The sequence below is a fragment of the Aquimarina sp. KJ22-3 genome, assembly GCF_055808215.1.
In genome coordinates this window covers 4,765,566-4,792,194 of sequence record NZ_CM147859.1, presented here as the reverse complement: position 1 = coordinate 4,792,194, position 26,629 = coordinate 4,765,566, and the positions used below count along the sequence as shown (strand labels likewise).

Sequence of the window (26,629 nt, the reverse complement as noted above, 5' to 3'; positions counted from 1 at the left end):
ATATTATTACGCTACTGTTCCCTGACAACTACTACCTGCACCTGCAGTGCAACCATAGCAGTGTTGTGAAATTACGATATTTCTATTATTTAGCAAATCTTCGTTGTATTCGCTGATATGTTTTACTTTGCTTGCTACCTTAAGATCAAGCATTTGATTGAAATCACAATCGTATAACCAACCATCCCAGCTTACAGAAATAGTATTGGTACACATTACATTGGCAACGGCCGAAGGATTGTAGGCATCTACCAAGGCATACATATAGTCTTCATAGTTTTCTGAAGCAATTAAGTAATCCAGAAATCTACTAATAGGTAGATTGGTGATCGCAAACAGATTATGGAATTGAATTCCGAAATCTTCGAGTAATGCCTTTTTGAAATCTTTTTCCATTGAAGCTTGGTCTCCGGGTAAAAAAGCTCCAGAAGGGTTATAGACCAAATCCAAACGCAAATCGCTATCCGGCATCCCATATCCACGTTCATTGAGTTCCTGAAGCGCTTTTATCGATTTGTCAAAAACACCATCTCCTCTTTGTTTGTCGGTTTTGCCACGAGTCCAGTGCGGCATTGAAGAAACCACATGCACATTGTGCTTTTTGAAAAAGTCCGGAAGATCGTAATATTTCTTATTAGCTCTTATGATGGTAAGGTTACTTCTTACAATAAAATCTTTGATTCCAGCTTTACTAGCCTCTTCAACAAACCATCTAAAATCAGGATTCATCTCGGGAGCACCACCAGTTAAATCCAGCGTATGCGCTCCTGTATTTCTGATCACTTCCAAACATTGCATCATGGTTTCTTTGGTCATGATCTCTTTTCGGTCCGGTCCGGCATCAACATGACAGTGTTCACAAACCTGATTACACATGTATCCCACATTGATTTGTAATATTTCAAGCTTACGAGGACGCAACGGGAACTGATTAATTTCAGCTATTTTGTCGGCAAACTTGGGTAATTCGCCATTAGCAAAAATACCGTTGTTTAAAATTTCCAGCTGTCTTTGGGTATTGGCTAACTGGTCATTTCTTTTATGTAGCGACTGTTTTTTCTTTGTTTCAGACATTTTTCCTTTAATATTTTTACGATTAGAAACTACATAGAGAGTTTCTCGTACTTATTCATCATTTGTACACCATGTACCAGAGTAGCACCACTTTCGATTGCTGCTCCTGCGTGCACTGCCTCCATCATCTCTTCTTTTGTAATTCCTCTTTGTAATCCATCTTTGGTGTATGCATCTATACAATATGGGCATTTTACCACATGAGATACGGCAAGGGCAATCAAAGATTTTTCCCTGGCGCTCAAAGCACCTTCTTCAAATACTTTTCCGTAGTAATCGAAAAATTTAGTACCTAATTCTTCGCTCCATTCTGTGATTTTACCAAACTTTCTAAGATCCGCCGGGTCATAATATGTTTTAGACATATGCTGTTGTTTTATTTGGGAATAAATTTATTTGTCGTTGTTTATAGTGTATCACTTACACTATATTTCTAAAATTAACTTTATTTTTTTTGAAAAATTAAAGTTTAGGTAATATAAAAAAACCTTAACGAATAAAATGGTTATTTCTTAAACATCATAAGAATAACAGCACAAAGTGCAGATGTTTTAATATTACGTTAAGAAAAAAGCTTAATTTAGACTCGAAAGTCAATTTGCGAGATATTCTTATTTCTGAAATAAGAATTATAATTTATTACACATAGGTCATGAGGAAAAAGGTTACTTTAAAACAACTTGCTCGAGAATTAAATTTATCGATATCCACAGTTTCGAAATCTTTAAAGAATGATCCCGAAATTAGTCAAAAAACAATCAATAGGGTTCACGAATTAGCAAGTTTTTACAATTACAAACCTAATGCATTAGCCGTTAGTTTAAAAAGTAACAAAACCAAAACCATAGGAGTAATTTTACCAGAAATACTCAATCACTTTTTTGCAAAAGCACTTTTTGGAATAGAAAAAGAGGCGGCCAAAAATGGATATAAAATAGTGACCTGTATTACCAACGAATCCTACCAAAAAGAAGTAGAATATGTAGAGATGCTCAACTATAGTAGTGTTGATGGGTTTATTGTGGCGTTGAGTCAGGAAACCCAAGTACTTAATGAATTAGACCATTTTAAGGTATTGAAAAGAGAAAATGTTCCAGTGGTAATGTTTGATCGAGTAAGTGACGAAATTGATTGTGATAAAGTGATTGTAGACGACAAAGTAGCTTCCAAAAATGCGATGCAATACCTTATCGATACAGGGTGTAAACGAATTGCCATAGTCACTACTATTGGAGATATTAGTGTTGCTAAATTAAGATTAGAAGGAGCTAGAGAAGCTGCAGAGGCTAATAAAGATGTTTCATTAATAAATCTTGAAGTAAAAGACACGATAATCGATTTAGTAGAAAAAGAATCTAATGCCATAGAAAACGAAATTGAGAAATTTCTTAAAGGGAATGATCTTGATGCCGTATTAGGTCTTGATGAAACCGCTGCTGCTATTACAATCAATATATCTCATAAGTTAGGGTATAAAATTCCCCAAGATATTTCTGTGATTGGATTTACAGACGGATTATTGTCTAAGCATTCGTATCCCAAGTTGACCACAGTATCTCAACATGCAGAGGATTTGGGAGCAAAAGCCGCCGAAATTTTACTGGGCCATCTCGTCGATGATTTTGATGAAGATTATAAAACCGCAACCGAAATCGTAAAAACTTCTTTAATTGTAAGAGAATCTACCAAATAAAGTTAGATTTAGTCAATAACATAAGTTTTCTTATCTGGTCCAACACCAGTAAGCGTTAGTTTTTTCCATTGTTTTGGTAAAATTGGATTTTTCTGAATGATCCCTTCGTCAGTTAAATGAAGTCCTCCAAACCCAAAAATGACAGTTTGCAACATTCCTCCTGCGCCTGTTGCAAAGTAAGGATTGTTACTAGTTGCAGCTTCGGCCAAAGCACCAAATGGAGGTCTTTTGTTGGGTTCGTAACTTCGTTTAAACAATCGAAACGCATTATCGGCGTCGCCCAAACGAGCATAAATAACCGCAAATACACTTTGAGCCATTGCTGGCCCTTCTTCTGCAAGCTTGGGTTCGTAATATTTTAAATCTTTAAGGATGGTTGCTTTATCATTGATAATATCCAGTGGGTACGACAGTAGATTAACGTCTGCCTGTTTGATACGATCTCCATCATAAGTGCTGTGTTCTTTGGTTGTGCCATCCTCAAATTTATGGATCACTATGTTCTTTGCAACCTTGCTCCATTCTGGATTTGAAGGCAGACCCAATTCGGTTGCGGCTTTTTCAGCATATTGTAAGCAGGTGATGGCAGATCCATTGGTAAATGCATTATCATCTACGTTTGGAGCAAACTCATTGGCACCTACTACATTCTTTATGGTATATGAGCCATCTGCATTGGGCGAAGATCGACTTACCCAATAATCAGCAACTTCTTTAAGTAATGGATATCCACGTTCTTTTAACCAGGTTTTATCTTTAGTAACACGATAATAGTTCCAGAAGGCGATGCCTACATCTGCGGTTATATGATGTTCAAAAGTTCCGGTAAGTGCCCATGCCGGAGTTGCTTCTTCTCCTGTATCATCGCTTTCCCAAGGAAACATGGCTCCTTTATACCCAAAATTAATGGCTTTTTTCTTGGCAATTTCCAGGCGATCCGATCGATAATTCACTAACGATCTAGCGATTCCCTGGTTTAGAACCAATAATGGTGGGTACATCCATAATTCGGTGTCCCAAAAAATATGACCGTTATAGTTTTGTGAACTTAACCCCATTGGAGCAATACTCAGATTCGAATCTTCTCTAGAGAATGCATATAGATGGTATAAGGCCAAACGCACATCGAGTTGCGATTGCAGGTCACCTTCAATAATAATATCTCCCTTCCATAGATCTTCCCAACGATTTTTGTGTTGTGCCAATAGATCTTTTTGAGGAGTAAGTAGATTAAAAATTACAAAACGCTCACTTTCGGTTTGTGGATCATAAAAATCTTGCGTCGTACATTGGGCACCAGTCCAGGCAAATTGGTAGTTTTCTCCTTTTGTTATTTTCTTTTCAAACGATAATCTATTGTCGTACTCAGATACTTTTTGATGAGTTAGTTTTGGCCGCTGGTGTTCTCTTGTAGAGTTGATCGCATGCCAAACAAAGGTTCCAGAAGAGGCTACGGTATGTCGGTTTAGTCTACTTTTTGCTACAGTTTGTAGTATGGGCATGGTGGTTTCAAGATCTTTCAGAATCCGAAAAGTACTATTTGGTGAGTTGTACTCTTCTGGAGTTTGGATTTTTGCAGTTACTTTAAGGTCAATATCTTCCGAGGCTTGTATCTCAACATCTATATATCCTGCATAGGGAACATTCTGAAGAGCATAGATGCTATACGAAATGGTCGCTAGGTTTTTATAGGAGAAAGAGGTTGTAAAACGAGCTTCTTTCATGTATAGTGTTTGGGTCCAATTGTCAATAACACTATTATCAAGTTGTTGTCCGTTGATTTCCACTTCTAAATTTCCAAAGTTCATCCCTTGTAAAATTCTACTAACTCCAAGTGGAGATTCTTTGTCGTAAACGTTATTCAGGATAATCTGTTTTGTTTTGAAAATGTTGGAAGAAGGAAGGATTCCGATTCTACCGTTGGCGGCTACAATTCCTGTATAGTTTTGTTGATTTGTAGTGGAAATTGACCATCTATTTTCTTGAGAAACAGCAGTGATGCTTAAGGTAATTAGAAATAGAAACGCTAGTAATCCTTTGACTTTTTGTGTGATCATAACAATAAACAATTTAAGTTAATAGCGGTGTGCTATTTAAGATGCTTTAATAGCATTAACCCCTACTTTAGAACTATGTTGGTATTGTTTATTAGCGTATTGTGGTAGTTAAATATATGGATTTATGTACTATCCCTCAAAATCAATTCAGTTTTTAATTTCACAACCTTTTTGCGATGGTTTTTGTCTACAGGTTCATTAAATTGCTGAATAAGTAACTCGGCTACCTTTTGTCCCATTTCAAAGCTGGGCTGCGCAATACAAGTCATTGATGGTACAAAAACTTCACCTAATCCCAAATCTCCAAAACCAATCACTGCAACATCCTCGGGGATACGATATCCCATTTTAAGCAATGTTTTCATGGTGAGTAAACCATAATTATCGGTACAGGTAAAAATAGCATCTGGGAACTCTGGTAAGTTGCTTAAGAATTCGTTGATTTCTATATCCTCAAATTCTCTATCTAACGATTTACAATGCAGAATCAATTCTTCGAGAACTTCAATTTGATTTGCTTGCATGGCGTCTAAATACCCTTTGAAACGATCCTGAAAAACCTTTTTCTCCTTAATGCCTCCAATAAAAGCGATCCGTTTCCTTCCGGTTTTGATTAAATGTTCTACTGCTTCGTAAGAGGCTTTATCGTCCTGGATTAATACATGGTCTGCACCAGAAACTTCTTCCTTGATATTATCAAATAAAACAACAGGAATACCTTTGCCAATGATGCTTCTGATATGGGTAAATGTTTCTGTTTCATGAGTAGGAGATAGAATAATACCATCTACAATACCTCTTTCGTAGGAAATAAGATTTTCTCTTTCAAATTCAAAAGAGTTTCTGGAAGAGCTAATAAGGATTTTATAGTTGTGTTCTCGGGCATAATGATCAATGCCACGACAAACTTCAATAAAAAAAGGTTCGTCATATCTGGGTATGATGACTCCTATGATGTTGGTTTTACCAGAACTGAGACTTTTTGCAATCTGATTGGGCATATAGCCCATGGCCTCTGCAGTTTTGAAAACTTTCTCACGGGTACTCGGTTTTACTCTGGGATTATTATCCAAGGCCCTGGAAACAGTAGCTATAGAAATGTTAAGCTTTCTGGCGATATCCTCAAGTTTTACCCGTCTTTTTTTCAAATTTATCTAAAATTACGTTAAAAAATTATTGTTAAAACATCAATTTTGCTAAAAATATGATAATACAAACGTTTGCATTTTTTTAAACTTATTGATTGTTTCTCAGTTATACGAATTGTTCAGTAATTTGTATTAGTCGTTACGATTTTTTGAGCAATTCATAATAATACCTACTTAAAAAAGTCATTTTTTTAATCAACTTTCCCCAAAATACTTCATGCTCAAAATAACATGCGGCTATGCTAATTTAGGATAAATAATGCTTAATTCGAATTAAACATTGTTTAAAATGCGGTAAGAAAATCAAATATTTTAAAACCAATGATTTTAAAATCTTAAAACCGAATTGAATGGAGCTCACTTGGTTCAAAAAAGGAACTATATATCAAATCTATCCCAGGAGTTTTAACGATAGTAATAATGATGGGATAGGTGATCTTAGAGGAATTATTGAAAAACTAGATTATTTAAAAAGTTTAGAAGTCGATATTTTATGGTTAAGTCCAATTTTTAAATCCCCCAATGATGATAATGGATATGATATTAGTGATTATTGTGATATCATGTCTGAATTTGGGACGATGGAAGATTTTGACGAGCTGTTAAAAGAAACACACAGTCGCGGAATGCGATTAATTTTAGATTTGGTGGCCAATCATTGTTCCGACGAGCATCGTTGGTTTCAGGAAGCAAAAAAATCGAAAGACAACCCTTATAGAGATTATTTTCATTGGAGAAAACCTGCAGCCAACGGTGGTCCACCCAACAACTGGAAGTCATTTTTTGGAGGTAGTGCATGGGAGCTAGACCCTTCGTCCGGAGAGTATTACTTGCATTTGTTCACTAAGAAACAACCGGATTTGAATTGGGAGAACCCCAAAGTGAGAGAAGAGATTTATGATGCGATGCGATTTTGGTTAGACAAGGGAGTAGACGGTTTCAGAATGGATGTGATTCCTTTAATATCAAAAAGAGAAGGATATCCTAATGCACCAGAGAAAGGATTCAGAAAAATAATAGAAGAAGTATATGCAAATGGACCTAGGGTACATGAGTATTTAAAAGAGATGAATTCAAGTGTTGTTAGTCATTATGATGCATTTTCACTGGCCGAAGGAGTTGGAATCAATCATGAGAATGCTGGATTGTACATCAATAATGACAGAAAAGAGCTAGATATGCTATACCATTTTGATGTATTAGAATGTACTATAGTTAATGGAAAATTCGAAGAATCTTCTGTGTTTAACCTGGTCAATCTGAAGAACATCTTTAAAAAATGGAGGGAAGCGGTTCATGAAAAAGGATGGATAGCCAATGCAATGGGGAATCATGATTTTGCAAGAATGGTATCTCGTTTTGGAAATGATACCTCGTATTGGTCAGAATCTGCTAAGATGTTACTTCTTATGCAGGCAACACAAAATGGCAGTTTAAATATTTATCAAGGAGATGAAATAGGGATGACCAATATCGTATTAGAATCGGTGGAGGATGTAAGAGATGTACAGTCTTTGAACTTTTATAGAGAAAACCTTAAAACACAACGGTACTCTAATCAAGATGCTCTGGAAATGATTAACAAAGAAGGAAGAGATAATGCTCGAACACCAATACAATGGAGTGATGAAATAAATGGAGGGTTTTCTGCGCATACACCATGGCTAAAGGCGAATCCAAATTATGCCGTGATTAATGTAGAAAAGCAGGACAAGGATAAAGATTCAATATTAAATTTTTATCGAAAAGTACTAAAGACAAGAAAACAATACGATGTATTTGTTCACGGGGATTTTGAAGAGCTGGAATTCAACAACCCCAATATTTATGCTTATAAAAAGAAAAGAGAAAATGAAGAAATTCTGGTAGCACTTAATTTTAGTGAAGAGGAGATTGAATTTAAATTCGATACAAGCGATGTTACTTCAGAAATATTGATTAGTAATTACGAAGATTTAAATATAGAAAATAACCAAATGACACTAAAACCTTACCAGGGAGTGATTTTGGAAATGAACTAAAAACAAACACCTATACTGTAGAAAGTGAAATTAGTTTTTGTTTGTTAGCGAAGAGGTCTCAGAAATGAGAACTTCTTAAAGGTGTAACAATGGAGGCATCAATTTTTTTTGTAACTTAATAGTGTCCTAAAGACAGTATAATTGCAGAAATCAGTCAGAATGTGGTAATGAGGCTACGATGCCTCCCTTGTTACTTTTACGTATCTAAAAAATAGTAATAACACATAAGTCAATAATTAGGAACTTTCAAATTTAAATCAAACTCTATATTATGAAAAGTATGATACTTAAAAGGCTCATATTCCTGTTGGTATTTTTATCTGGGGGTGTGATGTCTGCACAAATTACTGTTTCTGGGGTGGTTTCCGATGCCGGAGGCCCTATTCCTGGGGTTAATGTTCTTGTAAGGGGAACAACAAATGGAGCAGTTACCGATTTTGATGGTAACTACACTCTGGAAAATGTAGCAGAAGATGCTATTTTAGTATTTAGCTATGTTGGATTTAAATCTCAGGAAATTCCTGTAAACGGTCAAACAACAATCAGTGTAACTATGGAAGAAGATGCCGCCGAATTAGAGCAAGTGGTCGTGGTAGGTTATGGTACTGTACGTAAAAAAGATCTTACAGGTTCAGTTACTTCGGTAAAACCTGAAGATTTTAATCAAGGGGTACAAACTTCACCAGACCAGTTGATACAGGGTCGTGTTGCGGGTGTAAATATCACACAGTCCAGTGGTGAACCTGGAGCAGGCTCTTCGATAAGAATACGTGGTGCTTCTTCTATACGAGCAGGAAATAATCCTTTAATCGTTGTTGATGGAGTCCCACTTACCGATACTGATGTGAGCCCAGGAAGTGATGCTGGAATTGGAACTACATCTTCAAGAAATCCATTAGCATTTATCAATCCTAATGATATTGCCAGTGTAGACGTGTTAAAAGACGCATCGGCAACTGCAATTTATGGATCTCGAGGAGCTAATGGGGTGATCATTATTACTACCAAGAAAGGAAGATCAGGGAAACCTCAAATGACATTTAGCACAGCTACTTCTATTGGGACAATAGCGAATGAATATGATTTACTAAGTGGGAATGCTTTTGTACAAGCAGCCAATGCAGCCGGTAACCCTGGAGCAGATCTAGGAGGTAGTTCAGATGCATTCGATGAGATTCTCCAAAGCGCAGTGATTCAGCAGTATGATTTTTCATATGGAGGAGGAAGCGAAACAGGAAACTATAGAATCTCATTAGGATTATTAGATCAAGAAGGTATTGTTAAAGGAACAGGTCAAAAAAGATATTCTTCAAATATCAATTTATCCGAACGTTTTTTTGATAATAAATTAAAACTTGAAGCCAGAGTTTTAACATCATTTATTAGAGATAGCGCCGAAGCAATATCAGATAATGTTGGAGCCGAAGGAGATTTAATAAGTTCAGCTCTTAAATGGAATCCTACAAGAAACCTCATATTGCCTGATGGGACTTTTGATCAGCCTAGTGACAACCAAAGAAACCCGTTGGCCCTATTGGAATACTATGATGATGAGGCAGAGACATTTCGTGTTTTTGGTAATTTTTCTGCTACCTACGAGATTATCGAAGGTTTGAATTATAAGTTTAATTTAGGGGTTGATCGTACTGAGTCCACTAGAGGAGTGGCACAATCTAGATTATTATTTTTGAATAATGTCCTGGGACGTGGTCGTGCTGATATTACTACTGTGGTGAATACAAGTGAATTATTTGAGCATACTTTATCGTATGCAAAAGATTTAACAGAAGATATATTCCTTGATGCGGTAGTTGGATATTCTTACCAAGAATTTAAAAGAAGAGGTAATAGTACAACGGCATTCGATTTTGCAGTTGATGATCAAGGGTTGTATGTAGATAATTTAAATGCAGCTGCTACTATTTTTACAGATATACAAAGTGCTGAGTTAAATACCTTCTTTACCAGCTCTTTCTTTGAACCAACTTCAGAATTACAATCATTCTTTGGACGAGCCAATGTAAATTTATTCGATAAATACTTGTTAACGGCAACTTTAAGAGCGGATGGATCAAGTAGATTCGGTTCAGGAAATCAATATGGATATTTCCCTTCTGCAGCTTTTGCCTGGAAGATTATTAATGAAGATTTTTCACCAGAAATTTTTTCAGATTTAAAGGTAAGATTAGGTTGGGGTATCACGGGTAACCAAGCGTTCCCAGCAGGTTCTGCGCAAGATCAATTTGGTTTTATTAGAACGATTGACCCAACTACTCAAGAATCAATTTCGGTAGTTGCTCAGGTTAATGCGGCAAATCCTGACTTACAATGGGAGAGCACAAGTACTATCAATGCTGGAGTTGATTTCGGGTTTTTTGACAATAGGCTCTCTGGATCTATAGATTATTTTAACAAAGTGACCAAAGATGTACTATTCAGGTTCCCAACGGTTCAACCTGCAGTACCTAACTCTTTCCTATGGAGAAATCTCGATAATACCGAAATCATTAATAATGGTATTGAACTAGCAGTTAATGCAGTTATTCTACAAACGGATGATTTAAAGGTAGATTTTGGAGTAAATATGAGTTTCTTAGACAATAAGATAGAAAATGTTACGGCCGACAATTTCGTGAATGGAATTATTACCGGTGATATTTCTGGTCAAGGATTATCGGGACAAAATGCGCAATTACTATTCGATGACCAGCCGCTATTTTCATTTTATTTGCCTATCTTTGAAGGGTTTGATGCTGCGGGAGCACCTATATTTAGAGATGTTAACGGGGATGGTGTTATAAATACTGATTTTGGAACTCCAGGCGAAACAGATAGAACTTTTGTTGGAGATCCAAATCCCGATTTCTTAATAGGTATTCGAGCTTCTGCAACATACAAGGATTTTGATGCAAGTCTCTACATGAATGGAGCTTATGGTCATCAAATCTATGATAACACCGCTAATGCCTTATTCACAGCTGCGGCATTAAGGAGAGGAGAAAACGTTACCGAAGATATTGTTGGAAATGGGGAAGACCCCGGAGCTCCTAATACGGTTTCAACAAGATTCTTACAATCCGGTGACTTCCTTAGGCTAACTAATGTAACTCTTGGATATACATTAAGGGGATCAGAGAATAGCAACTTGACAAGTTGGTTTGACTCTTTAAGAATATCTCTTACTGGACAAAATTTGTTTGTTATAACTCCTTATGATGGATTTGATCCGGAGGTAAATACAAACAAGCAAGTAGATGGAGTGCCTTCGTTTGGTATTGATTATACGGCATTTCCAAGGTCGAGACAATTTACATTAGGACTTAATATGAATTTTTAAAAAAAGCGATGAAAAAATTAGGTGTATATACGCTTAGTGCGTTGTTGTCCATATCGGTCTTCTATAGTTGTACCGATTTGGAAGAAGAACTGAACCAGAATCTTAATAGGGAAGATGGAATTAATGCTGCATCGGCAGAAGATGCATTGAATGCTACATATGATCGGTTAAAAGATTTTCAACATACTGATTTTATGTTTGTACTAATGGAACACCCTTCAGATGAAATAGCAGGACCTACTCGAGGGGCTGATTGGGATGATGGAGGTGCATGGAGAGCATTGCATTTGCATACTTGGAATTCTGCACATCCAAGGGTTGTTGATTCTTGGGGGTCGGTACTATCCGGATTATTTAGAGCGACCGAAGTTTTAGGTTTTAACCCTGATGATAGTCAAAGAGCTCAAGCAACTATGCTTAGGGCATTATTCATTTATACAGCAACAGATTTGTTCGGAACAGTTCCTATTAGAGAACCTGGTGAGAATCTAGCAGATTTGCCTTCTATTACCGCTAATAGGATAGATGCAATAGATATAGCAATTACTGAGCTCGAAGCAGAATTAAGTAATTTGCCTGCCACTACAAATCCGGCCATAGCAAATATTTTTGCAGGTCATGCTTTGCTGGCAAAAATGTATCTGAACCGAGCAGTATACAAAGCAACTGATGCTGATGGAGCACCTCAATTGCCTCCTTATAATTTTGAAAATGCTGATATGACAAGGGTTGTAGAGCTATGTGATGCCATTATTAACTCTGGAAATTATTCTCTCGAAGACGAGTACTTTTCAAGCTTTTCTCCAACCAACAGCGAAACTTCTTCAGAGATCATTTTTGTATCTCAAAATACCAATGACTTTGCAGGAGAAATAAGGAGATTTAATTTTATGACGTTACACTATAACCAAAATCCAGGAAGCTGGAATGGTTTTGTTACTCTGGCAGATTTTTATGACAGTTTTGAAGATGGTGATGTTCGGAAAAGTTCTGAAATCCCGGATCTCTCTGCAAATTCTGGATTAACAGGAGGATTTCTTATCGGTCAACAGTTTGATGTAAATGGAGTGGCTTTAGAAGATCGTTTAGGAAATCCACTAGCATTTACAAGAGATTTTAATTTAGCAAACTCTGATGAGGTACGAGGAATTCGAGTATTAAAGTATCAACCGGATTATTCGAACATTAATATTCCTAACCAAGACTTCGTATTCTACAGATATGCAGATGTATTATTGATGAAAGCTGAAGCGCTTTTAAGAACAGGTGATGCTGCAGGAGCACTTACTATAGTTAATGATATTCGAAGTTCAAGAGGAGCTAGCAATCTCGCTGCTTTAACCGAAGCGGATTTATTGGCAGAAAGAGGACGGGAGTTATACTGGGAAGGATTTAGAAGAAACGATCAAATACGTTTTGGAACCCTGTTAGACCCTGTTCAAGAAAGACCAACTACTTCAGATCGAACAAGGCTGGTATACCCTATTCCTGCCGAAGCATTAGCAACAAACCCTAATTTAAGGCAAAATCCTGGGTATTAATTAGCAGTAAAAAACAAATAAAAAAGCAAGCAGAGTCCTTCGTTAATTCGAAGGGCTTTGCTAATTTTAGATATAAAGAAAAAATAGTCAACCACATGAAGCATATTGCTTTTTTGTTACCCATAGTATGTATAATAGTCTTTAATTCATGTACTTCAGAAAAAAATCTTCACAAGTAAAAGAAAAAGAGACCAATACACTTTTTACCAAATTAACTTCAGAAAAAACAGGTATTGAATTTGTAAATAAGGTTGTCAATAAAAAGGATTTCAATATTTTCAGGTATCGTAATTTTTATAATGGAGGGGGAGTTGCTATCGGCGATATTAATAATGATGGTCTTGCGGATATATATCTTACTTCAAATATGGGTAAGAACAAATTATACCTGAATAAAGGGGATTTTTCTTTTGAGGATATTTCTGAGTCTTCAAATGCTTCAGGAAATAGATCATGGTCAACAGGAGTAGTAATGGTAGATATCAATGCTGATGGCCTTTTGGATATTTATGTTTGTAATGCAGGAAATGTAAAGGGGGATGATCATAAAAACGAACTATTTATAAATAATGGCCCTTCGACAGACTCAGGACTTATTACTTTTACAGAAAAGGCAGAAGAGTATAATTTGGCGGATAGTGGCTTTACAACACACGCGGCCTTTTTTGATTATGATATGGATGGGGATTTAGATGCCTATATTTTAAACAATAGTTTTATTCCGGTTAATAGTCTAGGATATTCAAACAAAAGAGAACTACGAAGCGATGAATGGAATTTACCAGATATGTTTAAAGGAGGGGGAGATAAACTACTTCGTAACGATAGCGGGAAATTTGTTGATGTGAGCGAGGAGTCTGGCATTTATGGCAGTTTGATTGGCTTTGGTCTTGGGGTAACAGTTGGTGATGTCAATGAAGATCTGTTACCAGATATTTATGTGTCTAATGATTTTTATGAGCGAGATTATTTATATGTAAATAATGGAGATGGTACTTTTACCGAGGATATTAAAAATAGAATGCCCCATATAAGTTTGGCATCAATGGGAGCTGATATGGCTGACCTAAACAATGATGGAAAACCTGAGATTTTTGTAACTGATATGCTTCCTGAAGGTGACGAAAGACTTAAAAATACCAGTGATTTTGAGCGTTATGACTTATATCGATTAAAGTTGGAAAAAGATTTTTATCACCAATACATGCAAAACGCATTACACCTTAACAATGGTAATGATACGTTTTCGGAAATAGCTTTTTATAGTGGTGTTGGTCGTACGGATTGGTCATGGGGTGCTTTGCTGTTTGATATGGATAATGATGGATATCGGGATATTTATGTCTGCAATGGTATTTATCACGACTTAACCAATCAAGATTTTATGGATTTCTTTGCTGCGGAAATTTACCAAAAAATGGCTATTTCAGGAGTAAAAACTTCTCAGGATTCAATAATAAACAAAATGCCAAGTAAGCCGGTTTCAAATTATGCTTTTCGCAATAATCAAGACCTAACTTTTTCTGATAAAACCCAGGATTTCGGATTTGATGAACCTAGTTTTTCTAATGGGGCAGCCTATGGAGATTTAGATAATGACGGAGATTTGGATTTGGTGGTAAATAACGTGAACATGCCTCTTTTTATTTATGAAAATAACTCTGAAAATAATTATTTGAGAGTTGAGCTTAAAGGAGATCAAAAAAATACTTACGGTATTGGCAGTATTGTTGAATTATATAAAGACGCTAAAATTTTTAGACAGGAATTGATTCCATCAAGAGGGTTTCAGTCTTCTACCGATTATGCATTAACTTTTGGCTTAGGGAAATTAGAAGATATAGATTCTATAAGAGTAATATGGCCTAATAAAAAAACAGAACTGCGTACAAACATCAGCACTAATCAAAAGCTTGCTTTGGACATATCTAATGCTTCAGAATTTATCAAAAATCCGACAAAGTATAAAAACAGATATTTCAGTGAGATATCGACTAATTTTGCTTCGCATAAAGAAGATGCATATGTAGATTTTGATTATGAAGGGATGCTTTCCAAAATGTCATCAAAAGAAGGTCCCGCTATGGCCGTTGGAGATATTAATGCAGATGGGCTTGAGGATTTATATATTGGCGGAGCAAAAGATCAAGCTGGGCTGATTTATGTACAAAGAACCAATGGAAGATGGATGTTGAAATCTAACAAGGTATTTACTGATGATGCCCTTTATGAGGATACTAGTGCTCAATTTGCAGATATAGATGGAGACAAAGATCTAGATCTTATCGTAGGATCCGGAGGAAATTTTGCTCAGGCTAAACCTAATCAATTCGACACCAGGATATACATAAACGACGGGAAAGGGGTGTTTAGTAATGGACAGAGAATCACCAACACGAGCAATACTTCTATAATAAGTGTTCATGATTTTGATAGTGATGGTGACGTAGATTTTTTTATCGGGAATCTTGGTGTTCCAGGAATATATGGAATCAACCCTAGAAATCAACTTCTCGAAAACGACGGAGCTGGAAATTTTAAAAATAGTATCGAATCCAAAGCCTTTAAAGCCCGGGATATAGGAATGATTAGTGATGCAACCTGGGTGGATATGGATGGAGATAGCAAAAAAGACCTTGTATTGGTTGGCGAGTGGATGTCTCCCAAGATATTTAAAAATAATGGAAGAAGATTACAACCGCTGAAATCTAATTTAGATAGTATTTCTGGATGGTTTAATACTGTTGAAGCCAAAGATATGGACGGAGATGGAGATATTGATCTGGTACTAGGTAATCGAGGTCTAAATGCTTTATATACTGCAAGTAAAGAAAATCCTGCAAAAATGTTTGTTAATGATTTTGATAATAATGGGACCATTGAGCAAATTTTTACACGATCAGAAAACGGTAGAGATATTCCCATTCATCTAAAAAAGGAAATAACCGCTCAAATTAATTCGTTGAAAAAACAAAATCTTAAATTTTCTGATTATGCAACAAAGTCAATGGATCAACTGTTTTCAAAGGAAGTTTTACAAAATACAATTGTAAAAGAAGTAAATACATTTGCAAGTTTAATCGCATATAACAATGGGAGTTCTGATTTCGAATTTCAAGAATTACCCGGTCAAACACAATGGTCATGTATCAATGATATCGAAACCATGGATATTAATCAGGACGGTATATTGGATCTAATTTTAGGAGGGAATAACTACGGTTTTAAACCTCAGTTTTCTAGATTGGATGCTAGTAGAGGATGGGTTTTGTTAGGAAATAAAAAAAGAAATTTAACGCTTTTGCCTTCTTCTGGTTTTTTTGTTGAAGGAGAAGTTAGAGAGCTACATTGGATAAACGATCAAGCGGGGAATACGTACTTAATTTCTGGGGTAAATAATGAAGTGCCAAAGCTATTTAAAGTACATCCATAAAAAAGTTGACAATTAGTTGAATTGATTATTTAAAATTAGATGGTTAAAAATTTTTTCATCATTATAGTGATATGGACGGTTATGCTATCCTGTTCTTCTAAGAGTACGAGCGGAGACCTTTTTGAGAAAGTAGATCCAAACATGACCAAAGTTGATTTCAGTAATTCACTTCAAACTACGCAAGACCTCAATATTTTGGATTATTTGTATTTCTACAACGGAGGAGGTGTTGCTGTAGGGGATATCGATAATGATGACTTGATCGATGTTTTTTTACTTCTAACCAAGGGAAAAATAAGTTGTATAGAAACAAAGGAAATTTTGAATTCGAAGACATTACTGAGCAAGCAGGTGTAGCTGGACAATCCGATTGGAATACAGGAACTGTAATGGCCGATGTAAACGGAGATGGTTATTTGGATATATATGTATGTGCGGTTTCAGGAATTCAAGGTTTACAAGGGAATAATGAACTATTTATAAATAATGGTGATGGGACCTTTTCTGAGAAGGCAGAACAGTATCGTTTAAATTTTGATAATTATACCACAAGTGCTGCCTTTTTTGATTACGACAATGATGGAGATTTAGACATGTATTTACTTAATCATGCGGTGCATACACAAAATTCCTTTGGTAAAGCCTCTCTTCGAAATAATCGTACTTATGAAAGCGGGGATAAACTACTTAGAAATGATGGAGATGTTTTTACAGATGTAAGCGATAAAGCAGGGATCTATGGAGGATCAAATGGATACGGTTTGGGGATTGCTACTGCTGACTTTAATAATGATGGATATACGGATATCTATGTGAGTAATGATTTTCATGAAGATGACTACTATTATCATAACAATGGTGATGGTACTTTTTCTGAAGTTTTAAAAGAAAAGATAGGACACACTAGTCGATTTTCGATGGGAAATGATGTGGCAGATATTAATCATGATGGTTATATGGATATTATTACACTCGATATGACCTCTGAAGATGAAAAGGTGTTAAAAGCTTCTGTTGGAGACGAAACGATCGATATGTTAACCATGCGTATTGATCAATTGGGGTATCATTATCAATATGCTCGCAATATGCTTCAACTTAATAATGAAGGAGATTTTTTTCTGAAATAGCTTTGTTAAGCGGAGTGGCTGTAAGTGATTGGAGTTGGTCTGCTCTTTTTGCGGATTACAATCAAGATGGAGAACAAGATATCTTCATTTCTAATGGAATTCCAAAGCGCCCTAATAACTTAGACTACATTAAGTATATTTCTAATGAAAAGATCAAAAATAAGCTGTCTAAGACAAAACTGGTCGACAAGGAAGCTTTAGCTATCATGCCTTCTGGAGCAGTTCAGAATGTAATTTTTCAAGGAGGTACAGATCTTAAATTCAAAAATCAATCTCAAAATTGGCTGCCTAAGGACTCTATTATTTCTACGGGCTGTGCTTATGCCGATTTTGATAACGATGGCGATATTGATATTGTTACCAACAATATTGATGCTCCAGCTTCTTTCTACAGGAATACAACGAATACCCATTCAAATTACTTAAAAATAAAACTCGAATATCATGAACCAAATGTATTCGGGATAGGAACCAAAATAATGTCCTATCATCAAGGAATACTTCAGTATCAGCAGTTGTTCACTAGTAAAGGATTTCAATCTTCTTCGGAACCTTTGGTACACTTTGGGTATGGAAAGACAAAAGTAGTTGACTCTCTTAAAATTATTTGGCCAGATAATACCATACAAGTTGCTGAGCATATTACCACAAACCAAACGCTTACGGTCAAGGTGTTGAATAAAAGAAAGAATGTGGATTATGAAAAGTTATTTTTTAAGCCCAAAGAATGGTTTACAAAAGTAGATAGTCTTCCAGGTTTAAACTATATGCATCAGGAAAATAAATATGTGGATTTCGATAGACAAAAGTTGATTCCTTATAAAATTTCTGATCGAGGCCCGGCAACAGTTGTTGGTGATCTTAATAGCGATGGGAAGGACGATATTTTTTTCGGAGGTTCAAAAAACCAACCTTCTCAGTTGTTTTTTCAAACGCTAAGCGGTTTTGAAAAACAGTTAGAAGTTTTGGACGAGGATCAAGTAGCAGAAGATGTAACTGCCGTTATCGAGGACTTTACTAATGATGGGAAGAAAGACTTGCTAGTTGCATCTTCTGGAGGAGAATTTTATGGTAATTCACAGGTGCTGGTAGATCGATTTTATGTCAATTCGGACACTGGATTAAAAAAAGTCAATTCCCAGAATTGTATGAGCATGAATCTGTAATTCAACCTCATGATATAGATAATGATGGAGATCTGGATCTTTTTGTTGGAGCATACGCGGTTTCTAATGATTTTGGAAGCATTCCAAGGTCTTACATACTCAAAAATGAGAATGGCCGTTTCGAAATACAGAAAAATGAGGCATTAGAAAAAGTAGGAATGGTCACCGATGCCATTTGGACGGATTTTGATGGAGATAATTTTAAAGACTTAATAGTTGTTGGGGAGTGGATGTCACCTACATTTTTTAAAAATGATGATGGAAAACTGGTCGATGTGACCAAATCAATCTCCAAATCAAAATTAAACGGATTATGGCAGTCTATTGAAAGTTTTGATATCGATGATGATGGAGATTTGGATTATGTTTTGGGTAATTGGGGGTTGAATACAAAGTTTAATGCCTCTGCAAAAACTCCGCTACGAATGTATTATAGCGACTTTGATAGCAATCAAAAAACGGAAACTATTATTGCCATTCCCAAAGGAGAAAAATACTATACAGCTTTAGGACTTGACGAATTATCCGCACAACTTAATTTTTTACGAAAAAAATTTACTACCTATGCATCTTTTGCAGGAAAAACAATTGATGAGGTTTTTGATAAAGAACAATTGAATGCAGCTACTTTGTTTGAGGTGCACCAATTGGCTTCAGGATATTTAAAAAATGAAGAAGGCACCTTTACATTCGTACCTTTCAGCAATAAATTGCAGGTTGCGCCAATTACATCGATGCTAGTCCACGACTTTAATAAAGATGGGCAAGAAGAAATGCTGTTGGCAGGAAATTATTTTGGGGTTACACCTTATCAAGGAAGATTTGATAGTTTTGGTGGAGCAGTTCTTCAAAAAAATGGGGAGATTTTAGAAGCCAGTACGCTTAATATTAACCTTGCAAAAAAGGCGGCAGTAGATGTTAATATGATTAATTTTGCAAATAAGGAATATTTGATAATTACAGTAAATAATGGAAAAGCAGAAATTTATACGATTCATCAATAAACCATGTAGATTACTTGTAGTAATAGGAGCAGTTTTTAGTTTGGTCTCGTGTCAGCAATCCGAAGAAATCGAAATCTCTGCAGCACATTATCATACTGCGATTGATAACCTCACTGCAGTAATGGTACATGATATATTTTCACCTCCTGTTGCCAGTAGGATATACAACTACCCTAACATTGCGGCTTACGAAATCGTTGCGCAAGGGAATCAAAATTATAAAACCCTTTCGGGGCAGTTGCATGATCTTAAACCTATACCACCAGCCGATACTACCAAAGGGATTAATTTTAGATTAGCGGCTTTGATCGCTTATCTGGAGGTAGGAAAGTCATTGGTTTTTTCTGAACATCGAATAGCCACTTATCAAGATAGTTTATATGGTACCTGGGAAAAGCAAAATGCAAAAAGCTATAGTGCCTCCAAGACTTATGGATTACAAGTAGCAGAGCACATCAAAGATTGGTTGTCCAAGGATAATTATGCGCAAACCAGAACAATGCCTAAATTTTCTGTAAATACAGAAGACCCGTCCAGATGGCAGCCAACTCCACCAGATTATATGGATGGTATCGAACCGCATTGGAGAGAAATAAGACCTTCTATTATAGATTCATCTTCTCAGTTCACACCGTCTAGACATCCTGATTTCTCTTTAGAAAAAGATTCTCCTTTTTATAAAGAGCTTCTAGAAACCTACGAAGTGGGTGTAGCCATAAAAGAGGAAGGAGAGCGTTCAGAAAGGATTCAAATCGCTCGATTTTGGGATTGTAATCCTTATGTGTCTACGCATAAAGGCCACTTGATGTTCGCGACCAAAAAGATTACTCCCGGCGCACATTGGATTGGGATCTGTAAGATTGCTACCAGAAAAACAAATTCTGATTTTGAGAAAACGGTATATGCGTACACCAAAACTTCTATTGCGATTGCAGATGCGTTTATAAGTTGCTGGGACGAAAAATACAGAAGTAATTTAATTCGCCCAGAAACATTAATTAATCAGCATATTGATGAAAATTGGGAGCCGGTTTTGCAAACACCCCCATTTCCAGAATATACCAGTGGACATTCTGTAGTTTCTGGAGCAGCTTCTACGGTACTTACCGATATTTTTGGGGATAATTTTGCGTTCAATGATGATACCGAAATACCGTACGGTTTACCGATCCGATCTTTCTTATCTTTTAACAAGGCGGCAGACGAGGCAGCCATTAGTAGATTGTACGGCGGGATACATTATCGAGCGGCTATAGATCTTGGTTTGGAACAAGGTCGTAATTTAGGTAGTTTTGTGATCGAAAAACTAGAAATGATAAAGTAATTTTAGGAAAAATATAATTAATGAAGAAAGTTGCAATTGGTATCTTGGTCATCTTAGTTGGGGTGGCGACTTGGTTTTTGGTTATAAAAGAACATGATCATGTAATCACATTTAATGCAAATGCATCACAAAGTAGTGTATATGAGCATGTTAAGAATGCAAAATTTATTGATACTACCTCGATACAACATAATGCGATCATAACGGATAAGGTGCTTTTCGAATCCTTCAAACAAGAGGTGCTTATTGATAATGAGAAAGTTATTTTAGACTGGAAATTCAAAGCTATTGCAGATACTATTACGAAGGTAAATGTAGGGATCATTACTGCAGAGAATTCAATGAAACATCGTTTACAAGCGTTATTCAAGAAATCACCATTGGTAAAAACGGTAAAAGACGAATTGATTTTGTTTAGATGGCAATTTGCAAAGTATACCAATATGTTTAGGGTGACTATAGATGGAGAAAGTGAACTGCCAGCAATGGATATCATGACAACAGGTGCTTTCTCAAAACGAGATAATAAGGCAACTGCTATTATGAAGGCCAATGCTTATTTATATCCAAAGCTTGCAGAAAATGATATTAAACAAGATGGCTTTCCTTTTTTGAAAATAAAGCATTGGGATACAGAGAAGGATACAATGGCTTTTGACTTTGGGGTTCCTATTACTCTTAAGGATACACTGCCTGATACGATACCTAACATTGTTTTTCGTAACATAAAATCTCGAAAGGCTTTAAAAGCTACTTTCTATGGTAATTATGCCATTAGTGATGAAGCTTGGTTTGCATTGTTGGATTATGCAAAAAGAGAAAATATCAAATTAGACGACAAACCTTTTGAAGTATTTCATAACAATCCTATGGCTGGTGGAAACCAGCTAGATTGGAAAGCAGAGGTGTTTGTCCCCATTTTGGAATAATATAAATTCGGTAAACTAATTCAAAAAGGATCAGAACCTGCCGACTATCCCCACTTGTCCGGCACCAAAGCTTAGATTCCATCGTATTTTGTTCTTTTTGGGGTTATAGGCATAGCGTTGTTCTTTTTTGAGATAGTTATCTACACTATCCACAACAGCAATACTGATAGCAACACCTAGAACGATATCTGTCAACCAATGTGCTCCAGACCATAGACGTGAAACAGGAGATAATAAACCAACTGCATAGATTCCTCCTTTGATATAGGGATTTTCAAATTGCTTAGCCAAAGCATGTGCAGTACTGATAGAAAGAATAGTATGTCCCGAAGGAAAAGAGTGGAATCCAGCTTCATTAGACCATAAACGAAAGCTGAGGTTTCCCTCGTCGGTATTTGGTCTTGCTCGTCCTACCAGCGTTTTGGTAAAGGTTTGAAATACACCTCCTGCAGTTGCCGAAGCAATAAGCAGTACTCCTGTCTTTCTTATTTTTTCGTTTTTAGTAACTAATCCAATGGCGTAGATACCCGTAGTTAACCCATAATTAAACAAAGGTTTTCCAAATCGAAACCCTGCTTCTTTTACGAAGTCGGGAACACCCTCTGACTGATTCGTAAAGTAATCATTGGCAGGATCGTCCAAGGCTAGTAATGTCATGGTTCCGGCTACGACACCTCCAAAAACAGCCCAATCTTTTTCTTTCCATTTAAAGGGTTGAGTGTATGCATGTTTTACACCGCCATATACAGACAATCCATCATATTTGATCATCTGCCAAGTAGTCATTTGTTCTGAAGAACGTGGAGTTCCAGAAGTGTTTTTTGTAGCAAGTGTATCTTGAGAAAAGGAAGAATAAGTGCTACCAACCAGTAACATGCTTATCCATAGGGCTTTTATAACATTCATAGTAAAAGTTTGCACAACAAAAATAACAACTTATTCATAATTACCTACATACAGTGTTATTTTAAAAAAATGAAATTAAAACTACGCTTAAAAAAATGGGTGCATTTTGGATTTGTTTTTTCTTTTGAAATTACCAAAGACCTGAAATTATTGTATAGGGTATTATTACCGATTTCACCAATTTCCATATAAACACTGAAGGAAAATAGGAAAGAGATAAAGAAATTTGATAAGAGTCAAGATTAGCGCTTTTCGACTTTATGTAACATACGAACTATTTCCCAAAGGGGTCATCCGAAAACCCTAAACAGAGTAGGAATAAAGTCTAAACAACAACAATATGAGTACTGCACAACTTGAATCAAATTCTGCAATTGCCGAAGCATATTTGGCAAAAGGGACCATAGGGAATGTGGGCATGCCTGGAGCACCCATCGTCCATTTTTCTCTGGTTGTAGTCCCATCCAAGAATACAGTATCAGGGTCTGTAGAAATTACACAGGCTATCGAAAACGGAAATACGGGAGTGTTTTCGGTAAAAGGAAGCATTCGATCTACCGGATATGGTAAAGTGACCAAAATTGTGACTTTAGAAGGAGAATATATTTACTCGTTTCCGCCACCAGCAATCGGTTCTATCCTAGAGAAATTTACCGCATATATGGATATAGACGATTCATGGAATGGTCAAGGTGGATTCTCTTATGGAAGAGGAAAAATAAATAATGTCCCTGTATATTCAGAACACTAATTTTTGAAGAGAATGATACCAGCTGGTATCATTCTCTTTTCTCTTAAAACCAAATGATATGAGTGCAGCCTACACAAACTCAACTTTTGAAGTAACCAACAAATAGGCATTTGCTTCTGCAGCTCATGATACATAGCGTGTAGTATCCCGCAAGGATCATTGGGGACAATATTTTAATAAACTCATCTGAACTTATTATTTTCTATTGGGGGGTATGATAGAGAATTCGGGGGCGGGTGAGTTTACTATTTTTTATCCAGTGATTTGCTGTTGGGAGATCATAATCAGGGATACAATAATTTTAATGAAATAGTAATGATAGTTGATACAAAAATTGATTTGGAAAGAGATCCATTAAAACTGTTTAGATCACTATTAGAGGATAATAGTCTGCAAATTATGGAGTGGTCTCTTAAAATAACCAGTGACAAAGTTGAGACCAGATGCAAACCTACCTTTTATGTCTATCATAAGGCAGATGATCTTTCTGTATATGAGAAACTAAATGTACTGTTGGAAAAGTTAGGATGCCCGGTAGATGTTCTGAAATTTCAGCAGAATTCCATTGGTATTTCGATGTATAATGGGATTAGGGTGCCGCTACTTACAGAGGATTATAAATGCTTATACATTCATAAATTAAATCAGAATACAATTGATGCATTTCGATGGCGGAATGAATTGACGTATGAAAAAGTGAATTACATTTTTAAAACGGGATTAAAAAAAATAGAGGTTCAGGATTTTATTCATCCAGAATTAGATAGCTTTTTCAGAGATGTGATGAAAACAAAAGAAGCCAAAAACAGATCAGGAATATGGTTGCAAAAGCTGGGATACAAAGTACAAGAGGTGTATCTGGCCTTTCCAAATAGACCTAAATTAAAATGGATTTTTGATCTGTTAAAAGATCATATATTCATCAATTATTTTGAAAATACCCTGGCGTATTCAGATTTGAGATGCAAAAATATAGGATTTGACGGTTTACATGAAGAGAACCCTGCGATTACGGTGTACTTTAGCATTCCAATCAGTCATAAATTTCCGAACACTTATGTAGAACTGATGAATATGACTCATGAGTTTTTTGCAGAAATAAAAAGTTAGAGAACGATTTTGAGAGGATATTACGATGCTATGTTAGTATAATTTTATCGAGTTCTATTATTTTATTTTGTGCAGCAAAAATGATGAGGCCTGCGATGTTTTTGGCTCCTGTTTTTGACAATAAGTTAGACTTATGGGTTTCAACCGTTTTTCTGCTTACAAATAGTTTTTCTCCGATTTCTTTTGCAGTAAGCTGATAGCACAATAACTTAAGCACATCAATCTCTCTTGGAGTAAGTTCATCTATATTGTTGGTAGGAATTACAGGTGTGTTTGATGCAATTTGTTTCCGCATCATCTCCATTTGTTCGGTATCCAGGTAATGACCATTGGTAGCTACATTACGTATTACGTTTACCAGCTCTTTTTTGTCAATTTCTTTGGGAATAAAAGCGTTAGCTCCAGATTTAAACATATAGCCAATGTAATTAGGTTGGTAATGAGAGGAGATAACAATTGTTTTGATACTGGGGTGTTGTTTTGTTAATTCATCAACAACATCTTTACCGGTTCCATCTTTCATTCGTAAGTCGGTAAGCACAATATCCGGTAAATTTTCGGTATCAAGAGTATCCAAAAAGAATTTCCACTATAGGATACCGAGATTACCAAAAAGCCATCAATATCGTTTAAGTAATCTTTTAATAGGTTGGCAACCAACTTATCATCTTCTACTAAAGCTATTTTTATATTATTCATTTCTTTGGTGTAAAAGGGCAAACTTTGTGCCTGTAGGCTTATTTTGCGCAAATTTAAAGGTGGCATTAAGTTGTTTGGATCTTAATGCTATGTTTTTCATTCCAAGCCCTTTTTCCTTATTTTCTGGAAGTCCTCGTCCGTTATCTCGTACAGAAAAGTAGATTATCTTCTGAGATACCTTTAATCTAACAAAAATTTGTGTAGCACTGGCATGTTTTTCAATATTTGTAATCACTTCCTGAAAAATTCTATATAGGTTTATCTTGAAGCGATCAGGGATTTGAATATGCGATTCAGGGTTCATATAAAAATCGATAGAAAAGATAGCATGCATAGGATGTAGTGCATTTTCAAATAATACTCCTAAACTGCTTTCTTCTAGAAGAGGAGGAGTGAGATCGTGAGATATTCTTCTTGCTGTAATGATACTATTTTTTAATACTTCAGTTAGTTTGTCGTCATCATTCATAAGTTGAATTCGCCGTAATTGTCCGATAAGCTCATCATGAATATCTGCAGCAATACGGGTGCGTTCTTTTTCCTGAATTTCAATACTGTTTTGTAACATTTCCTCATTATGAAGGATGATTAGATTCGTTTTTTGTTGCTCTTCTTTTTTAATTCGAGCAACATACTTTTTGGTAAGTAGAATAATGAATAGGAGAAGCAGGGAAAATAAGACTAACGATCCCGCTATCCACAATATTGGTGTTAATGGGTTTTTCCAGTCTTCCATGTCAAGTTCACTAAAGCGGTATAAAATAATAAGAGACAAAAGGCTCTAAATAGCCATATCCATCCTACCAAATTCAAATGCTCATTGATAAGATAATTTGTGGTTAAGGCGATAATAAAGTCAATTCCAAAATAGAATAGGATAATTAAGAATATAGTTATGTGTGCATTTGATAAAAATAGTTTACCGTCAAAATATCTAAATAATGCTGAGATCAGTAAGATCATAATACAAAGAATATATAGTAAACGATCATAAGATTGATAGGAGCTGACTTCTTTGTTAAACCCCAAACTTAATAGCATGGGAATGGTGAACAATAGGGAGAAGTACAAGAATTTTCTTTTTCCCACCTAAAAAGGTGCACAAGGATGTAGTATCCTAGATACAGCAGATGTATATAATAAGATACAGAAAATAAGAATAAATTCACTTTACCAATAATAGCAATAAGTTCTATAGTCATAATGGATACTAGATAGAGAATGGGTATGAATGAATATTTCTTGACCACGCTATATCCTAGTCCAATAAGAAGAACGAATACGCATAGCATGGAAAGAACATCCA

20 protein-coding genes are annotated in these 26,629 nt (G+C 35.9%); 13 read left to right on the top strand and 7 right to left on the bottom strand.

Features of this window, described 5'->3' with window-relative positions; translation table 11 throughout:
* Nucleotides 1-6 precede the first annotated feature (6 nt).
* On the bottom strand, nt 7-1,074 hold the full coding sequence (gene arsS / locus AC0L3Q_RS21920) for an arsenosugar biosynthesis radical SAM (seleno)protein ArsS (RefSeq protein WP_473282942.1): 1,068 nt from the start codon (nt 1,072-1,074) through the stop codon (nt 7-9).
* 29 nt (nt 1,075-1,103) lie between these two features.
* Nucleotides 1,104-1,439, bottom strand: coding sequence for an arsenosugar biosynthesis-associated peroxidase-like protein (locus tag AC0L3Q_RS21915; RefSeq protein WP_025742421.1), 336 nt, complete (start codon nt 1,437-1,439; stop codon nt 1,104-1,106).
* 287 nt (nt 1,440-1,726) lie between these two features.
* Between AC0L3Q_RS21915 and AC0L3Q_RS21910 the strand changes: the two genes are divergently transcribed.
* Entirely contained in the window at nt 1,727-2,767 is a 1,041-nt protein-coding gene (locus tag AC0L3Q_RS21910) for a LacI family DNA-binding transcriptional regulator (protein ID WP_473282939.1), read from the top strand.
* 8 nt (nt 2,768-2,775) lie between these two features.
* On the opposite strand, the gene AC0L3Q_RS21905 is transcribed toward AC0L3Q_RS21910, so the two are convergent.
* Both AC0L3Q_RS21905 and AC0L3Q_RS21900 read right to left on the bottom strand, forming a co-directional pair.
* Entirely contained in the window at nt 2,776-4,824 is a 2,049-nt protein-coding gene (locus tag AC0L3Q_RS21905; protein ID WP_473282938.1) for a glycoside hydrolase family 65 protein, read from the bottom strand.
* A 122-nt stretch (nt 4,825-4,946) separates the two neighbouring features.
* A complete protein-coding gene (locus AC0L3Q_RS21900; protein WP_473282936.1) occupies nt 4,947-5,972 on the bottom strand; it encodes a LacI family DNA-binding transcriptional regulator in 1,026 nt (341 codons plus the stop codon).
* Between the two features lie 350 nt (nt 5,973-6,322).
* Between AC0L3Q_RS21900 and AC0L3Q_RS21895 the strand changes: the two genes are divergently transcribed.
* The 10 genes from AC0L3Q_RS21895 (at nt 6,323) to AC0L3Q_RS21850 (ending at nt 21,857) form a co-directional block, all read left to right on the top strand.
* Entirely contained in the window at nt 6,323-7,993 is a 1,671-nt protein-coding gene (locus AC0L3Q_RS21895; RefSeq protein ID WP_473282934.1) for a glycoside hydrolase family 13 protein, read from the top strand.
* A 271-nt stretch (nt 7,994-8,264) separates the two neighbouring features.
* A complete protein-coding gene (locus AC0L3Q_RS21890; protein ID WP_473282932.1) occupies nt 8,265-11,330 on the top strand; it encodes a SusC/RagA family TonB-linked outer membrane protein in 3,066 nt (1,021 codons plus the stop codon).
* Between the two features lie 8 nt (nt 11,331-11,338).
* Nucleotides 11,339-12,871: a RagB/SusD family nutrient uptake outer membrane protein gene (locus AC0L3Q_RS21885; RefSeq protein ID WP_473282930.1), complete on the top strand. Its 1,533-nt coding sequence runs from the start codon at nt 11,339-11,341 to the stop codon at nt 12,869-12,871.
* Nucleotides 12,872-13,019: 148 nt separating this feature from the next.
* The gene (locus AC0L3Q_RS21880; protein WP_473282928.1) at nt 13,020-16,304 is read left to right on the top strand and encodes a VCBS repeat-containing protein; all 3,285 of its coding nucleotides are present in this window, start codon (nt 13,020-13,022) and stop codon (nt 16,302-16,304) included.
* A 39-nt stretch (nt 16,305-16,343) separates the two neighbouring features.
* Nucleotides 16,344-16,661, top strand: a complete 318-nt coding sequence (locus AC0L3Q_RS21875; RefSeq protein WP_473282926.1) for a hypothetical protein — start codon at nt 16,344-16,346, stop codon at nt 16,659-16,661.
* Nucleotides 16,604-17,434 (top strand): FG-GAP repeat domain-containing protein, encoded by an 831-nt coding sequence (locus AC0L3Q_RS21870; RefSeq protein WP_473282924.1) that lies wholly within the window; start codon nt 16,604-16,606, stop codon nt 17,432-17,434. The genes AC0L3Q_RS21875 and AC0L3Q_RS21870 overlap by 58 nt, the downstream gene beginning before the upstream one ends.
* A 2-nt stretch (nt 17,435-17,436) precedes the next feature.
* Nucleotides 17,437-18,600, top strand: a complete 1,164-nt coding sequence (locus AC0L3Q_RS21865) for an ASPIC/UnbV domain-containing protein (protein WP_473282923.1) — start codon at nt 17,437-17,439, stop codon at nt 18,598-18,600.
* Entirely contained in the window at nt 18,579-19,604 is a 1,026-nt protein-coding gene (locus tag AC0L3Q_RS21860) for an FG-GAP repeat domain-containing protein (protein WP_473282921.1), read from the top strand. Before AC0L3Q_RS21865 ends, AC0L3Q_RS21860 begins: the two co-directional genes overlap by 22 nt.
* Nucleotides 19,570-20,928, top strand: a complete 1,359-nt coding sequence (locus tag AC0L3Q_RS21855) for a vanadium-dependent haloperoxidase (protein WP_473282919.1) — start codon at nt 19,570-19,572, stop codon at nt 20,926-20,928. Before AC0L3Q_RS21860 ends, AC0L3Q_RS21855 begins: the two co-directional genes overlap by 35 nt.
* 20 nt (nt 20,929-20,948) lie before the next feature.
* A complete protein-coding gene (locus AC0L3Q_RS21850; protein WP_473282917.1) occupies nt 20,949-21,857 on the top strand; it encodes a GyrI-like domain-containing protein in 909 nt (302 codons plus the stop codon).
* A gap of 30 nt (nt 21,858-21,887) precedes the next feature.
* Here AC0L3Q_RS21850 and AC0L3Q_RS21845 read toward each other — a convergent pair whose 3' ends face one another.
* A complete protein-coding gene (locus AC0L3Q_RS21845; RefSeq protein WP_473282915.1) occupies nt 21,888-22,763 on the bottom strand; it encodes a phosphatase PAP2 family protein in 876 nt (291 codons plus the stop codon).
* A gap of 340 nt (nt 22,764-23,103) precedes the next feature.
* Between AC0L3Q_RS21845 and AC0L3Q_RS21840 the strand changes: the two genes are divergently transcribed.
* Nucleotides 23,104-23,514, top strand: a complete 411-nt coding sequence (locus AC0L3Q_RS21840; RefSeq protein WP_473282913.1) for a DUF1842 domain-containing protein — start codon at nt 23,104-23,106, stop codon at nt 23,512-23,514.
* A gap of 315 nt (nt 23,515-23,829) precedes the next feature.
* A complete protein-coding gene (locus tag AC0L3Q_RS21835; RefSeq protein WP_473282911.1) occupies nt 23,830-24,624 on the top strand; it encodes a hypothetical protein in 795 nt (264 codons plus the stop codon).
* Between the two features lie 28 nt (nt 24,625-24,652).
* Here AC0L3Q_RS21835 and AC0L3Q_RS21830 read toward each other — a convergent pair whose 3' ends face one another.
* Together AC0L3Q_RS21830 and AC0L3Q_RS21825 are read right to left on the bottom strand one after the other, a co-directional pair.
* Nucleotides 24,653-25,201 carry a LuxR C-terminal-related transcriptional regulator gene (locus AC0L3Q_RS21830; RefSeq protein WP_473282909.1) on the bottom strand — a complete coding sequence of 183 codons (549 nt, stop codon included), beginning with the start codon at nt 25,199-25,201 and terminating at the stop codon, nt 24,653-24,655.
* A gap of 114 nt (nt 25,202-25,315) precedes the next feature.
* A complete protein-coding gene (locus tag AC0L3Q_RS21825) occupies nt 25,316-26,059 on the bottom strand; it encodes a sensor histidine kinase (protein WP_473282907.1) in 744 nt (247 codons plus the stop codon).
* Between the last annotated feature and the right edge of the window lie 570 nt (nt 26,060-26,629).